The 15366-nt window shown below is 41.0% G+C and carries 18 protein-coding genes; 2 read left to right on the top strand and 16 right to left on the bottom strand.

The window, feature by feature from the left end:
* Window positions 1–171 precede the first annotated feature (171 nt).
* On the top strand, window positions 172–996 hold the full coding sequence (locus FW757_RS12250) for a polysaccharide deacetylase family protein (RefSeq protein WP_446441262.1): 825 nt from the start codon (window positions 172–174) through the stop codon (window positions 994–996).
* Here the strand turns inward: FW757_RS12250 and FW757_RS12255 are convergent.
* The 14 genes from FW757_RS12255 to yceD all read right to left on the bottom strand — a co-directional run bounded on the left by FW757_RS12255 (window position 993) and on the right by yceD (window position 12791).
* The gene (locus FW757_RS12255; protein WP_149982362.1) at window positions 993–2846 is read right to left on the bottom strand and encodes a metallophosphatase; all 1854 of its coding nucleotides are present in this window, start codon (window positions 2844–2846) and stop codon (window positions 993–995) included. The genes FW757_RS12250 and FW757_RS12255 overlap by 4 nt on opposite strands.
* Before the next feature lie 7 nt (window positions 2847–2853).
* Complete coding sequence (locus tag FW757_RS12260) at window positions 2854–3633, bottom strand: TatD family hydrolase (RefSeq protein WP_182739752.1); 780 nt, start codon at window positions 3631–3633, stop codon at window positions 2854–2856.
* 11 nt (window positions 3634–3644) lie between these two features.
* Window positions 3645–3971 carry a PilZ domain-containing protein gene (locus tag FW757_RS12265; RefSeq protein WP_446441263.1) on the bottom strand — a complete coding sequence of 109 codons (327 nt, stop codon included), beginning with the start codon at window positions 3969–3971 and terminating at the stop codon, window positions 3645–3647.
* A 7-nt stretch (window positions 3972–3978) separates the two neighbouring features.
* Window positions 3979–4875: a DNA polymerase III subunit delta' gene (gene holB, locus FW757_RS12270; protein ID WP_149982363.1), complete on the bottom strand. Its 897-nt coding sequence runs from the start codon at window positions 4873–4875 to the stop codon at window positions 3979–3981.
* A 1-nt stretch (window position 4876) separates the two neighbouring features.
* Entirely contained in the window at window positions 4877–5506 is a 630-nt protein-coding gene (gene tmk / locus FW757_RS12275) for a dTMP kinase (protein ID WP_182793932.1), read from the bottom strand.
* Window positions 5507–5560: 54 nt separating this feature from the next.
* Window positions 5561–6562, bottom strand: coding sequence for an endolytic transglycosylase MltG (gene mltG, locus FW757_RS12280; protein WP_446441264.1), 1002 nt, complete (start codon window positions 6560–6562; stop codon window positions 5561–5563).
* The gene (gene pabC, locus FW757_RS12285; RefSeq protein WP_259401903.1) at window positions 6556–7398 is read right to left on the bottom strand and encodes an aminodeoxychorismate lyase; all 843 of its coding nucleotides are present in this window, start codon (window positions 7396–7398) and stop codon (window positions 6556–6558) included. Before pabC ends, mltG begins: the two co-directional genes overlap by 7 nt.
* A gap of 53 nt (window positions 7399–7451) precedes the next feature.
* Window positions 7452–8690, bottom strand: coding sequence for a beta-ketoacyl-ACP synthase II (fabF, locus tag FW757_RS12290; RefSeq protein WP_149982366.1), 1239 nt, complete (start codon window positions 8688–8690; stop codon window positions 7452–7454).
* A gap of 118 nt (window positions 8691–8808) precedes the next feature.
* Window positions 8809–9045, bottom strand: coding sequence for an acyl carrier protein (gene acpP, locus FW757_RS12295; RefSeq protein WP_016707440.1), 237 nt, complete (start codon window positions 9043–9045; stop codon window positions 8809–8811).
* Between the two features lie 240 nt (window positions 9046–9285).
* Window positions 9286–10032, bottom strand: coding sequence for a 3-oxoacyl-ACP reductase FabG (fabG, locus tag FW757_RS12300; RefSeq protein WP_145233587.1), 747 nt, complete (start codon window positions 10030–10032; stop codon window positions 9286–9288).
* Between the two features lie 12 nt (window positions 10033–10044).
* The gene (fabD, locus tag FW757_RS12305; RefSeq protein WP_145233586.1) at window positions 10045–10971 is read right to left on the bottom strand and encodes an ACP S-malonyltransferase; all 927 of its coding nucleotides are present in this window, start codon (window positions 10969–10971) and stop codon (window positions 10045–10047) included.
* A gap of 59 nt (window positions 10972–11030) precedes the next feature.
* A complete protein-coding gene (plsX, locus tag FW757_RS12310; protein ID WP_145233585.1) occupies window positions 11031–12074 on the bottom strand; it encodes a phosphate acyltransferase PlsX in 1044 nt (347 codons plus the stop codon).
* Window positions 12075–12086: 12 nt separating this feature from the next.
* Window positions 12087–12257: a 50S ribosomal protein L32 gene (gene rpmF / locus FW757_RS12315; protein WP_002962381.1), complete on the bottom strand. Its 171-nt coding sequence runs from the start codon at window positions 12255–12257 to the stop codon at window positions 12087–12089.
* 9 nt (window positions 12258–12266) lie between these two features.
* Entirely contained in the window at window positions 12267–12791 is a 525-nt protein-coding gene (gene yceD, locus FW757_RS12320; protein WP_145233584.1) for a 23S rRNA accumulation protein YceD, read from the bottom strand.
* 142 nt (window positions 12792–12933) lie between these two features.
* Between yceD and FW757_RS12325 the strand changes: the two genes are divergently transcribed.
* Window positions 12934–13527: a Maf family protein gene (locus FW757_RS12325; RefSeq protein ID WP_182718734.1), complete on the top strand. Its 594-nt coding sequence runs from the start codon at window positions 12934–12936 to the stop codon at window positions 13525–13527.
* 18 nt (window positions 13528–13545) lie between these two features.
* On the opposite strand, the gene FW757_RS12330 is transcribed toward FW757_RS12325, so the two are convergent.
* Both FW757_RS12330 and rluC read right to left on the bottom strand, forming a co-directional pair.
* Complete coding sequence (locus FW757_RS12330) at window positions 13546–14190, bottom strand: HAD-IA family hydrolase (protein WP_182718733.1); 645 nt, start codon at window positions 14188–14190, stop codon at window positions 13546–13548.
* On the bottom strand, window positions 14187–15146 hold the full coding sequence (gene rluC, locus FW757_RS12335) for a 23S rRNA pseudouridine(955/2504/2580) synthase RluC (RefSeq protein WP_145233581.1): 960 nt from the start codon (window positions 15144–15146) through the stop codon (window positions 14187–14189). Before rluC ends, FW757_RS12330 begins: the two co-directional genes overlap by 4 nt.
* Window positions 15147–15366 lie beyond the last annotated feature (220 nt).

A 15366-nucleotide genomic window follows, 5' to 3' on the forward strand; every position in this document is an offset into this window, starting at 1 on the left:
CAGGCTCATTAGAGCCATCCCCTAAGCCCAGAACAATGCGGATTCGTTCTGGGCGTTTTTTTGTCTATAAATAAGCTATTATCTTTAAATTTATTCAGTCACTTAGGTAATCATTGCTTTATTACACATAACTTGTTTCTATATATAGACTAAGAAAGTGTAAGGACTACCATGTTAAAAATATCTTCATTGATCATGACTATTTCAGTACTGTCATTCTCTGTTATTGCCAATCCTGAGTCGCAAAAATACCTTGGTTTTAATTACCCGCATAAAGCGCAAAATGCTGTGAGTATCACGTTTGATGATGCCCGTCACAGCCAAGTCGATGTTGGCGCTGCGATTTTGAACAGGTACCAAGTCAAAGCAACTTTTTATGTTTCCCCTTTTAACGTCAAGCAGCGCCTAACTCAGTGGCAAGACGCGGTAAAATCGGGCCATGAAATTGCAAATCATACTAGCAGCCACGTATGTACAGGGAATTTTGAATGGTTAAGAGCACAAGACTTATCACTTGAACACATTACACTCAAGTGGCTTGAAAATGATATTTTATCAGCGCAGCAATACCTAAAAGATCATTTAGGAGTGACCCCTCGCGCCTTTGCTTATCCGTGCGGCAATACATTTGTTGGCCGGGGCATTGATACTAAGAGCTACGTGCCTTTAATCGCTAAACATTTTGACAGCGGCCGAACTTGGTTAGATGAGTCAGCTAATAATCCTAATTTTACTGATTTTGCACAGCTAACAGGACTTAGGATCGACGGAATGAGTTTTGATGAAATCATTACTATGCTGGATCAATTACGGGAAAATAATGCTTGGTTGATTTTAGCGGGCCATGAAATTGGTAACGGAGATCAATATACCACTGACGCAAAAGTACTCGAGCAATTGCTTGTTTATCTGAAAGATCCTGCTAAAGGTTATTGGTTAGATACAGTAAGTAACGTGAGCGACTATGTAAGACAACAGCGCAAACCATTAAATTAATCATTGCTTAAATCAAACTCTGTGGTGCGATTATCGGGATGGAGTAACTGATAACGCGCCAGCTTTCCTTGTTGTAATTCAATCAAACTAATCGCTGAATCACTCACCAAGTATTTTTGCCCCTCCCCGATGGTTTGATGTTTATCGACTTCCATCTGCCAACGCTTTGTAAAAAAGTTTAACGGGCTTTTCGGCGCGTATAAAATCGAGTCTAACTTATCCAGCACGTTAATTAATTTACGCGGAAACTCATTTTTAATACCACTGGCAGTAAGTTGCCAAATTCTATTGGGGTGCTTACCAAAGCGTTTCTGTACGGAAAAACAGAATGAGTAATGTACATCACCCGATAAAATAAGCGTTTCTTTAGGGGTATCGTCACGGCGAAAGGTATCCAGTAACTTTTTAGCTGAGCCTTCGTGGGCCATCCAGTTTTCAACATCAACTAATAGTGGCTGTCCGCAAATATTAAACAATGACTGAATAGCTTCAATTGATTTAACGCCAAACACCGGTGCGGGTGAGACAATGATCACTTGTTCATGAGTCACTAAACTTTCTTCGAGCTCAGTGAGACGCTCCCAATCAAGTAGACCAGAGGGCTCATTAAAGTTTTGCTCATTACGCCAACGATGAGTGCGGGTATCCAGCACGACCACTTTAGGCACAGTATTCAGCTCATAATGCCAATGATTAAACTCGAGAATGGTTTTATCAAACGCTTTAAATTGCCATTGTTTTTGCTCAGAAAAACTCGTCTTAAACGCATCAAGTAAAGCGGCTGTTTTATGACCTGCATCATTGCCAAAGCCTTGCATCAGCCAATAACTGATCAAGCCATTATTAACAATACGGCGGCTAACTGGATGTTGGTAAATAACCTGCTCCCAACCAGCCGTCAAGTTCCAATCATCGGTAACATCATGATCGTCAAACATCATTAACGTTGAAATATTTGCCAGTAGCACCTGAACGTGTACTAAGCCATTTTTAAAATCCGTTAAAGCTGCTTTTTCATTATCAAAAACTTGCTGGCATTTGGGCGAGCTTGCTTGATAGCTAATACTATCAAAGTCAATTAAGTCCCACAGTAACGGGCTAAAATTGAGTAAATAAAGGGCTATAAACTCTTCAAAAAAGATCAAGTGATTTGCAGCTTTTAAGCTTGAAAAATGTGGCTCATCTTTTTTTAGCCAATAGCCAACCCCTATTTTATTGCGTTTTTGCCAAGGGACCGTCGGTAAATATAAGTGGCGCTGATAAAGTTGTTCACTTAACTGTGCAGGTAAATCAATTGCCAGTGGTTGCTCTTGGTATATTCCTAATACGCTGATCAGTCGTTCAATTGCTAATAACATCGCACCAGCAACATCATCGGCATACACTTGATCACCAGAGAGCAGTAAAACATCCGCCCCGGTTTTATTTACACTGCGATTTTGCTGTTGAAAATCATTCGCAGCCACTAAGCTATCTTTTGCAGGATGATGTGGGTTACGGCATGAGCCATGTAAAATCTGCTCAAGTTTTTGCGGGATCACAAATTCAGGGGTGGCTTTTCCTTGATAACAAAAATCACTTAAATCAACGTCTAAGTTGCTGTTTAATAGGCGGTAGCTGATCAGCTGATTAACAGGCAATGTTGCGGCAATCGGTTTTACGATCACAAAGTGCAAGTAAAGATGAGTACCTAAAGCAATGCTCTGTTGCTCACTAAAAACGTCTATATCATCAAATTCAATACTAAATTGTGATGCTACAGACGTTGCAAACTGTATGCAAACCTCTGCAGCATCAGCTCGGCGCACCATCGGCCCCATTATTAATAGAGGAAGTGATGCTGTGCTCATATGCTAATTAACCTTTGTTCACTAAGTTGAACAATGAGTAGAAGTTTTCCGTAGTCGCGTTGGCAAGCTCTTTGTAGCTAATACCTTTTAAATCAGCAATGTAATAAGCAACATCTTGCACATAAGCGGGCTGATTAGTTTTCCCACGATACGGTACTGGCGCTAGATAAGGCGAGTCTGTTTCGATTAATAATCTATCAAGTGGAATTTGTTTAACAACATCTTTAAGCTCTACGGCATTTTTAAAGGTCACAATGCCAGAGATAGAAATATAAAAGCCTAAGTCGATGGCTTTTTTAGCCATATCCCAATCTTCAGTAAAGCAATGCAATACACCACCACACTTTTGTGCGTTATGTTCACGCATTAAGTTTATGGTGTCGTCGCGCGCATCGCGAGTATGAATTATAAGTGGTTTTTGTAACTCGTTCGCCACTTCAATATGACCCACAAAACTTGCTTGTTGCACGGCATGGGTGTCTTTCGAATAATAGTAATCAAGCCCTGTTTCGCCAATTGCTACTACTTTATCGTGGCTTGCTAAATCAATTAAGCGTTGTTTATCAAGTGCGTCTTTTTGATCAAGCGGGTGAACACCACACGAGGCAGAGACATCACTATAGCCTTGAATTTTTTCTAGCATACTAGGGAATTGATCAAGTGTGACACTCACACATAAAAAGTGTTCAACTTGTTTAGCCCGTGCACTATCAAGTACTTGGTCTAAGTTTAAATCGAGTTTATCAAAATCGAGTCGGTCTAAATGGCAATGAGAATCTACAATCATGTTACTGCTTACTACATGGTATAAGTTGGATTACCAGAGTTTAACATAGTCCCTAGTAGTTTTTCGATCTTCACATTTAGGTTCGTTTTATCATCGATAAAACTAATACCAATGCCCGGTGGATTAGAACTTTGCGCGCCTTGTGGCGTGACCCATGTAACTTTTCCGGTTATTACATCATCTTCAAGCGCATCCGGTAATGTCACTTTTAATGCCAATGAATGACCCATCTCATAACGCATATTAGTGCGCACAAATAGTCCACCATTTTTTAAATACGGCATATAGCAGCGGTATAATTCATCTAGATCATCTAAATCGACTAATAATTCTTGCACAATAATCCTACTTATAGCTTTTACGTAAACGATACGCTAAACGAGACACTGCCAACGGCAAGTTCAATCCTAATATCTGTGTACTGTTTTGCACAAATTCGGCCAATGCATTTTGCGCACTCTGATATGAATCAAAATCCATTCCAGCAATGAGTTGTTGTTTTAATTGTTCGCTTAAAAATAAACAAAAGACGCGAACACGCTCTGTATCTTTACTGATAATATCAACTAACGCACTGAAATTATGGCCTTGTTTTAGCTCAGTTGCAAACTTATACAATTCATCGATTACTTCCAGCTGCTCATCTTGTTGCCAACGGGCAATCAATAATGGCTGCTGGGTAAACATTTTTAACCATGGATATGCAGGAACGTGCAGTTGGGAAATCCAATTCATAGCAACATTGGCGTCATTCACTTTTACTTGTGTAAGCGCGCAGCGACTTAAAATAGTGGCCGGTAATTGCGTTGTCGCACTCGTTGTTAGTAACAAAAATCGCTGCGGGCTGGGCTCTTCTAACGTTTTAAGTAAGGCATTGGCCGCCGCTGTGGTCATTTTATGGCAATCATTGATCACCACCACTTTATTGGCATTTTGCGCCGCTGATTGATGCATGAAATCGCTGACACTGCGAATATCATCCACACCAATGCTTTGTCCATCAGCTTGCACTACATATTTGTCAGGATGAGTAACTGCTTGATTTAAATGGCAGCTCTTACAATGCCCACAAGGGACTAAGTTAGTTGCAGACAAGCACAATAATGCATTAGCCAGCTGCTCCACTAAGGCGCGCTTACCAACACCTTGTTGACCATTAAATAATTGTCCATGGTGAAAACGCCCAGCATTAAAACTGGCTGCTAATTGCTGCTCAACATTGCTAAGCCAAGGATAAATCATGTTAATTGTTACTTTTCATAAATTGTTCAAGCACGGTAATAATATCTTGATGTACTAATTGCATACTTTGACCTGCATTAACTGTTTTAATAGTGTCATCACTATATGCGAGTTCTAAATAGCGTGCGCGGGTACGTTCAAAAAAACTCAATGCTTGTTGTTCTATACGATCCAGTTCACCGCGTCCTTTCGCACGGGCAAGGCCCACCGCAGGTTCAATGTCCAAATAAATGGTCAGATCTGGTTTTAAACCTTTTAATACAATATTGGCGAGAGAATCTAACGTAGTAGCGGCAATTTCACGTCCGCCGCCTTGGTAAGCCTGCGATGATAGATCGTGACGATCGCCTAATACCCATTGTCCTTTAGCAAGTGCTGGACGAATAACATTATGTAGCAGTTGCGAACGGGCTGCATACATCAGCAGTAATTCTGTTTCGCTGGCAATCTGTTCGACATGGTTATCTTTTACAATAGTGCGCAGTGCTTCAGCGATGGGTGTCCCGCCGGGCTCGCGTACATTAATAAAATCAACTTTGTGCTGCTCTAAAAACTGTTGGCAAATTGCTATAGCTGTCGATTTACCGGCCCCTTCTAAGCCTTCAATCACAATAAATTTTGCTGCTGTCATGATCTCTCTTTTTAGTTTGAGAAAGCATTAATCGGCTTTCTCGTTTTATATTTTTTACTCTGATTTGCTAAACTGTTTTTGATAACGTAAGTAATCTTGTACTGCTTTGTTATGTTCTTTTAAGGTTTTAGAAAATTGATGGCTACCATCGCCTTTGGCAACAAAATAAAGGTACTCAGACTCAGGTGGATTGACTGCTGCAAGTATTGCCGCTTTTGACGGCATAGCAATCGGCGTAGGCGGTAAGCCATTAATTTTATATGTATTATACGGAGTATGATTAGTTAAATCTTTACGTTTTATATCACCATCAAAGTCAGCACCAATGCCATAAATCACGGTTGGATCAGTTTGCAAGCGCATTTTTGTATTTAGTCGATTAGTAAATACAGAGGCTATTAATGGCCGTTCGCTGGCAAGGCCTGTTTCTTTTTCAATAATTGAGGCCATAATCAATGCTTCGTAGGCCGTTTTAAACGGTAAATCAGCAGCCCTGTTTTGCCAAGCCTCATCAAGTACATTTTGCATTATTTTATGCGCTCGTTTGAGCACTGAGCTTGTCGTATCATTAGCATGATAATAATAGGTATCAGGAAATAACCACCCTTCTAAATGCTGATCAGAGCCGACTATTTGCTGAGATAACTCACCAAGACTTAAATCTTGACGAAGGTACTGGGCTTTACTTATTGCCGCTAACACGTCACGAAGTGACTGACCTTCAATAATTGTAAAACTAAAGCTTACTTGTTTACCTTGATTGATTTGCCGAATGTTATCAAGCACCGTGGCGTTATTAAGTTGATATAAACCAGCTTTTAAATCCGTCAGTGTCGGATCGAGTTTCGCGAGTATCTGATAACGTAAGCACCCATCTAACCATTTTTTAGCTTGCCACTGTTGGCAGAGTTGATTAAACCCCGTGCCTTTTTTAACTTCAAACAACGTATTCGCTGGCGCTTTTAAACTACTGTTAATAGTAGCTTGCAACTGTTGATAACCAACTCCAGTTACCAATAATGCTAGCAACACAATCGATATAATCACTCTTAACACGCAGACTCCTTGGTAAATAAACCATGCAATAATACTAAACTATTTGCTAACTCAAATTGCATACCATCAATCGCTGTAACAGGCACAATTCCCATTAAGCTATTACAACTAAATACTGCCTCCATTTGCAGCAATTGTTCTAGCTTAATATCAGTAAATTCAATGGTTAACTTATCACACAGTGATTGCAGATAAACCCCTTGAATGCCACAGTTTTGCAAACTTGGACTAAAAACTCGACCATTTTTAATAGCAAAAATATTTGCCGCAGAGGTTTCAATCACATTATTGTGATAATCACACACCAGTGCATCATCACAATCTTGCCCTTGCATGGCGCGTTTGATCATTACTTGCTCTAAACGATTTAACGTTTTCAAACCAGCAAGCAGTGGTTGCGATGCAAGTTGCACAGGACTAATAGCGAGTTTAATACCTTGTTGTGCTAATTGAGCGTAGTGTGAAGGAAACGGTAATAGCGACAGTACAATCAATAAATTGCTTTGTTCAGGAAGGCCATAACCACGCCCTCCTTCACCACGTGTAACCACTATTTTTAACACCCCCAGCGAAACCGTCTTAATATACTCAGCGATTGCTTGCTGCAGTGCCGATAAATCCAGCTCACCAAAACTAAGTCGCTGCGCGCATTCAACTAATCGTGCCCTGTGAAGTGGCCAATGCTCTACTTGAGCATCAACTATTTTTGCGGTTGTAAAAAAGCCATCGCCATAATTAAAGCCGCGATCATTGCTACTTATACTAACGCCTTGCTGTGGCGTGACTAATTTTATTGTTTGCGCTATGTGAGTTTTTTGTTTAGGCATATTTTGCATATAAAAAAGCCCAGTAACAACTGGGCTCTTATTTTGTCTCGTTGTTAAAAAGATTATACCTTTTTAAATACCAACGAGCCATTAGTACCACCAAAACCAAATGAGTTACATAATGCGTAATCAAGTTTCGCATCACGAGCCGTGTGTGGAACGTAGTCCAGATCACAGCCTTCATCAGGGTTATCAAGATTAATTGTTGGTGTTACTTTTTGATCTTGTAACGACAAAATAGTGATAATTGATTCAACAGAGCCTGCTGCACCGAGTAAATGACCCATCATAGATTTTGATGAACTCACCATCACATCTTTGGCAGCATTACCAAAAATTGACTTAACTGCAGAGGTTTCTGCTTTATCGCCAGCGTTAGTCGATGTACCGTGAGCATTAATATAACCCACTTGATCTGCATTGATTTGCGCATCGTTTAAAGCATTTTCCATTGCCAAGGCTGCACCGGCACCATCTTCTGGTGGCGACGTCATGTGATAAGCGTCACCGCTCATACCAAAACCAACCAACTCAGAATAGATTTTTGCACCTCGGGCTTTCGCATGCTCGTATTCTTCAAGTACGATAACACCTGCACCATCAGCAAGTACAAAGCCATCACGGTCTTTGTCCCATGGACGTGATGCAGCTTGCGGATCGTCGTTTCGGGTTGATAACGCACGTGCAGCGTTAAAACCACCCATACCAATTGGCGTTGAGGCTTTCTCTGCACCACCGGCAACCATCGCATCAGCATCACCATAAGCAATCATGCGCGCAGCGTGACCAATGTTGTGTAAACCTGTTGTACAGGCTGTCACGATAGAGATATTTGGACCACGTAGACCGTGCATAATCGATAAATGACCAGAGATCATATTGATAATGGTCGACGGCACGTAAAAAGGAGAAAGCTTACGTGGGCCACTGTTTAATAACTTTATGTGGTTTTCTTCAATAAGCGTTAAACCACCAATGCCCGAACCCACAGCAACACCAACGCGGGCTGCGTTTTGCTCTGTGATCTCAAGGCCAGAATCTTGTAGTGCTTGTACACCTGCTGCAATGCCATACTGGATGAACAAATCCATTTTTTTAGCATCTTTTGCCGGCATATAGGCTGACGCATCAAAATCATTCAGCAAACCAGCGAACTTGGTGCCAAAACTAGATGTATCAAAATGAGTGATAGTTTGGATACCACTTTTGCCATTTAACAAGCCTTGCCAGGTTGATTCAACATCATTACCTAGCGGCGTCAACATTCCTAAGCCAGTTACGACGACTCGACGTTTAGCCACGGTTTGCCTCCAATAAGGGAATTATTATTTTTCTGGTGGGTATTAATACCCAAATGCGTGGAAATACAGGGTATAGATAGATTAAGGGCAGCGAACGCTGCCCTTAATATGCGATTGATTACTCAGCGTGAGCCGTTACGTAATCGATTGCAGCTTGTACTGTAGTGATCTTTTCAGCTTCTTCATCTGGGATCTCAGTATCGAACTCTTCTTCAAGAGCCATTACTAATTCAACAGTATCAAGTGAATCTGCGCCTAAGTCATCAACGAAAGAAGCTTCATGCTTTACTTCTTCTTCTTTAACACCTAGTTGCTCAATGATGATTTTCTTTACGCGTTCTTGGATGTCGCTCATTCTTCTTTCCTTTATTAAAAACGCCAATGCGTTATTTTCAGATTGCGGCGTAGTTTACGGCGCATAATTCTGTGATTCAAGGATTTGCTGATAATTTTTTATCTGGTCAAACCTCTTGACGGTTATTTGTGTCTTTTATCGCTTATTTTCAGCACGAATTCAAGTATGTTTAAAGCAAGTTAACAAAAAATTCAACATTTTTCGACAAGCCGCCTCAAAACAAAATAGGAACAAAGTTCCTTACACCATGTACATCGCACCATTTACGTGCAAAGTTTCGCCTGAAACATACGCTGCTGCATCAGATGCTAAGTAACATACTGCGGCGGCAATTTCATCCGGTTGGCCTAAACGCCCAGCAGGAACATTAGCAAGCGTAGCTGCTTTTTGCTCGTCAGTTAAGCTGTCGGTCATATCTGTTTGAATAAAACCAGGAGCAACTACGTTGACTGTAATACCACGAGAAGCAACTTCACGCGCTAACGACTTAGAAAAACCAATTACACCCGCTTTAGCTGCTGCGTAGTTAGCTTGCCCTGCATTACCCATTGTACCAACAACTGAACCTATATTGATAATTCGACCGTTTTTCTTTTTCATCATCGGGCGTAACACTGCTTTAGATAAACGAAAAACTGAGCTCAAGTTAGTATCAATGATATCGTCCCACTCTGCATCTTTCATACGCATAAGTAAGTTATCGCGGGTAATTCCAGCATTATTTACTAATACGTCGATATCGCCTAAATCTGCTTTTATCGCAGCAAGTGTCGCCTCGATCGACGCAGGATCAGTTACGTTTAACGCATAACCTTTACCATTCTCGCCTAAGTATTCGCTGATATTTGCAGCACCAGACTCGCTGGTTGCAGTACCGGCAACTTTAGCACCTTGTGCTACCAATGTAGTGGCGATTGCTTTACCAATACCGCGACTAGCGCCTGTAATTAGGACAACTTTGCCCTCTAACGAAAATAAATTTGCCATTTTTTCCTACTCTTATTTTGCTTCGTCAATGGCAGTTTGGCTATTCACCGAACCACATACCATTGCTTTATCAATGCGTTTAGCAAGACCCGTTAACACCTTCCCAGGACCAAACTCGTAGCTTTGGGTAATGCCCTGCGCTACCAATGCTTGTACTGTTTCTGTCCATCGTACTGGACTGTATAGTTGACGTACTAATGCATCTTTAATAGCATCCGCTGAACTTGCAGCTGTTACATCAACATTATTAATTACATCACACTTAGGTGTATTAAATGTTAAAGCAGCTAAATCTTTTGCTAATTTTTCTGCCGCTGGTTTCATTAGTTCACAATGTGAAGGTACGCTTACCGATAAAGGCAATGCACGTTTTGCACCGGCTTCTTTACACGCTTCTGATGCTCTGTCTACTGCGGCTTTATGACCTGCAATCACAACTTGACCCGGTGAGTTATAGTTTACTGGTGCAACCACTTCACCTTGTGCTGATGCCAAGCACGCGGCTTTAATTTCGTCATCACCTAAACCAATGATCGCAGCCATTGAACCCACGCCTGCTGGCACAGCTTCTTGCATATATAAACCACGGTTTTCAACCAATTTTACAGCTTCGCCTAAGCTCAACACATCAGCACATACCAGCGCTGAGTATTCACCTAAACTGTGACCTGCCATCGTTACGTCTGCATCTGGATTTGCAGCAAGCCATTGGCGGTAAATTGCCACTGATGCTGTTAATAATGCCGGTTGCGTACGATGGGTTTGATTTAATTCTTGTTCAGGACCATTAAGTACTAATGCAGCCAAATCATAACCAAGTGCCGCTGATGCTTGCGCAAACGTCGCTTTAACAATATCAGATTGCTCTAATAGTTCACTTAACATACCCACAGATTGTGAGCCTTGACCCGGAAAAACAAGTGCAATTTTTTGTGCCATACTTTGCTCTTTTAATTAAACAAATAAATAAATGTTTAAGTACACACCTGACATAGTAATTAATCGTCAGTTGCGACTTTTTTAGTTGAATGTGTTTGCTCGAAGATAGCTGCAATTTTTTCAGGAAGTTGACGTTCCACCTCTCTAGCAGCTTCGTCGATAGCAGCATGAAATGCTTTAGCTGAGGCATTTCCATGGCTTTTTACGACAATACCGCGCAATCCTACCAGAGAAGCGCCGTTATACTGGTCGGGGTTCACCCGTTTATAGAGTTTTTTTATTACTGGCTGTAACATAAATGCTAAACATTTATAGAAAAAGTGCTTTTGCAGTGCTTTGGTAAGCTTAAACATAATCAGCTTGGCAATCCCTTCACAGGTTTTCAAAGCCACATTGCCCACAAAACCTTCACAGACGATCACATCTGATTTACCAGTAAAAATATCACTACCTTCGCTGTAACCAGTATAATTAAGGTAGCTACATTGTTGCATCAGTTGTGCAGCTTGTTTGATATCTTCATGGCCCTTAATGTCTTCGGAGCCAATATTTAATAAACTCACTTTTGGACTATCACAGCCCAGTGCTTGCCCTGCGACAACCGAACCCATAATGCCAAATTGATATAAGGTTTGTGCATCACAATGCACGTTCGCACCTAAATCAAGTAAGTAAACCGGATTTTTTCGCTCAGTTGGCACAGCCGAGATCAATGCAGGACGTTTTACGCCTGGCAACATTTTCAGCACATAGTGAGCCATAAATAATAATGCACCGGTATTTCCGGCACTAACGCACGCTTGTGCCTCACCTGATTTAACTAAATCAAGGGCAACGCGCATTGAGGAATCTTTTTTAGATCGCACAGCAGAAGACGGTTCACAGCTATTGGTGACTACTTGACTACAATGACGAATTATTAAACGAGGATGAGATAGAGAATCGAGAGACTCAAGTTCTTTAGATATTACTTGTTCGTTGCCACATAAGATCAATCTTAGATTGGCATTTGCATTTACCGCGTTAACGGCTGCGGGGATAGATGAACGGGGGCCATAATCGCCCCCCATCATATCTAACGCAATTGTTAGATTGGTCAGCATAAAAGCAATCTCTTATTTAGAAATTACTTGAACGCCTTTGTAGTAACCATCTGCAGTCACATGGTGACGACGATGAGTCTCACCAGATGTTTGGTCTACAGTTAAAGTTGGACCACTGATCGCATCGTGTGAACGGCGCATGCCGCGTCTTGCACGAGACTTTTTGCTTTTTTGTACAGCCATAGTCTTCTCCTAAGAATCTTTCTTAAGTTGTTTCAAAATATCAAATGGATTTGGTTTATCATCTTCCGCTTTTAAAACACCAAAGCTGGCAGGCTTTGCTGAATAACTGCATGAAGCTTCGTTGTGGGTAGCAACTAATGGCACGGCTAAAATTAGTTCGTCTTCGATTAAATCAAAAACGTTAACTTCACCATTTTCATCAAGCGCTACTTCATCGTAGTCTTCTGGAAAAATCTCTAACTCTGTATCCTCACCGACTGGTGAATAAACAAAGTCTTGAACCAAATCCAACCCTAAATCACCATTACAACGTTGACAAGTGACAGTAACATGTGTGGACAAATTGCCTCTAATCACAGCGAAACCTTGATCATCGTTTTTGCAATGAATTTTTACCGCTATTTCACCTACTTCTTCCTGCACAACTTCCCGTAAACGGGTAAGTTTTTCAAGCGGTACAATGCCGTCATACTTTAAACGGTGTTGCGCTGCCTTGCCTGGATGAAGAGTGATGGGAATTTTCACCTTTTGCATAGGGGCTGCATCATATAGATAGTTACTTGGTTAGTCAAAGTAAAAAACCAATTTTAGCTGGTTTTTCGCGATTCATTTCTTTGTTTTGCCAACGGATCTGATTTATCCTAACTCAATCTAATTTTCATTAGGAAAACAATCCATGCAGCACCCGCTTATTTTAGCCTCAAGTTCACCCTTTCGTCAGTCTTTATTGCAAAAATTTAATCTGCCGTTCGACAGTTTTTCACCTGGTATTGACGAATCAGCACTACCCGATGAAGCCCCAGTTGAACTTGTAAAACGCTTAAGTGAACTCAAAGCACGCGCAGCCACTACACTTTTTAAACAAGGCTTAGTAATTGGCTCTGATCAAGTTGCCGTATTTGAGCAACAAATCTTAGGCAAACCACACAACAAAGAAAATGCCATTAAACAACTGAGTTTATTTAGCGGTAATACAGTCACATTTCTAACTGGCTTATGTGTTTATGATATTCAAAGCAATAAAACAAAAACCCTAGTTGAACCCTTTAATGTTACATTTAGAACACTGACACAAGCACAAATATCTGCTTACTGCGACGCAGAGCAACCCTACAATTGTGCAGGCAGCTTTAAAAGCGAAGGCTTAGGTATTTGTTTATTTGAAAAGCTTAGCGGTGATGACCCTAATAGCTTGATTGGTTTACCACTTATCAAACTCAGCCAATTATTGACTGAGTTTGATCTGGATGTGTTAAGTAATCAAGACTAACTATTTATTCACTACGACTTAAACTAAACGCGCAGCTAGTTGCTGATACGAATCAACTGTCGCAATCGGTGTAAACTCGTTTAGCTGCTGGGCGTTATGCACCCCCATAGTTACACCTAAACGGTCAATATTGGCCGCTTTTGCCATCGCCATATCTATTTTAGTGTCGCCAATCATCAGCGCATCATCATGGCTAATATTGAGTTCATCCAGCAGTTGCAACAACATATCAGGAGCTGGTTTTGACAATGCATCATCACTGGTGCGGGTCGCTACAAAGTAATCCCGTAACTGTGTTTCATCCAGCAAGCGTTCAAGGCCGACTCGGCTTTTGCCGGTAGCAACAGCTAACAATACGCCACGGTTTTTTAATGCCGCTAAAGTCTGTTCTACATCAGCAAATAAAGGCGTAGGCGTGTTATCAAGATGTTTATACTGATGCTTATAACCGGCGATTAAATCAGCGTGTAAATGGCTCTGCTGAGGAAATAACACCGTCACGGCCTGCTCAAGTGATAAACCAATGATATTTTTAACCGCCTCGTCACTGGGGCAAACTACACCACAGACTCTCGCTGATTGATGCATACAGTTAACTATTTTAGCAACTGAATCCATCACCGTGCCATCCCAATCAAATATAACTAATTTATAGGGTTTCACGGTTTTGCGGCACGTAACGTTTTAATACAATTAGCCAGCGCTTTATCAAGCGGCGCTTCCACTCGCATAGTAGTTTCATTTTTTGGATGATAAAAACTCAAATCGTGCGCATGTAAAAATAATCGCCCTAATCCCACTTTACGCATCGCCGCATCAAATGCTTGGTTGCCATATTTATCATCACAAGCAATTGCATGACCTTTACATTGTGTATGCACACGAATTTGGTGAGTACGACCTGTTACTGGTGATGCCTGTACTAACGAACATTCAGCAAAGCGCTCCAATACTTTAAAACGAGTATGTGAAGGTTTACCTTCAACGTTATCCACACGTACTACTCGTTCACCTGATTGTAGGGTGTTTTTACGCAGCCCTTCGGTGACATTTTTAGTTTTAGAATCCCATTGCCCATCAACCAATGCCCAGTAATTCTTTTCCATGGTTTTTTCACGTAACTGTTCATGCAAGCTGGTCAACACTGAACGACGTTTCGAGATTAACAAACAGCCTGATGTATCACGGTCTAAACGATGTACAAGCTCTAAACTGCGCTCATCTGGGCGCAATACGCGCAATGCTTCAATTAAACCATAACTGAGCCCACTGCCGCCATGCACAGCCATGCCTGATGGTTTGTTAATGACGATAAGGTATTTATCTTCAAATAAAATAGCCTCTTCAAGTTTGGTCACTACATCGAGGTTTTTAGGCACAAACTCTTCACGTTCAGCTATTTGGATTGGTGGAATACGAACGATGTCATCGAGTTGTAATTTATACACAGGTTTGATGCGTTTTTTATTAACCCGCACTTCCCCTTTGCGAAGAATTCGATACACAGCGCTTTTAGGCACCCCTTTTAAATGAGTAATAAGAAAGTTATCAATCCGTTGACCTAAATGGTCTTCGGTAATCGTGACGAAAGATACTTGTAAGCCGGTTTTTTCTGACATTGCCTAATCACTGATTTAAGTAAAATAATTTTAGTTGCTAACACAGTTATAATAATGGGATAATCACCGTCGCAAATATATATTTGCAAATAACAACGGTGCTTTTTAACACATTAAAACATTCGTGATGCACATTCTGGGTAATTGATCATACAGATCCGAGATAAGTTTTCCAAAGCTTTTATACATACCCAGTTTACACGTGCCTTCAATTAACTCC

Source organism: Pseudoalteromonas sp. 1181_04 (assembly GCF_052850545.1).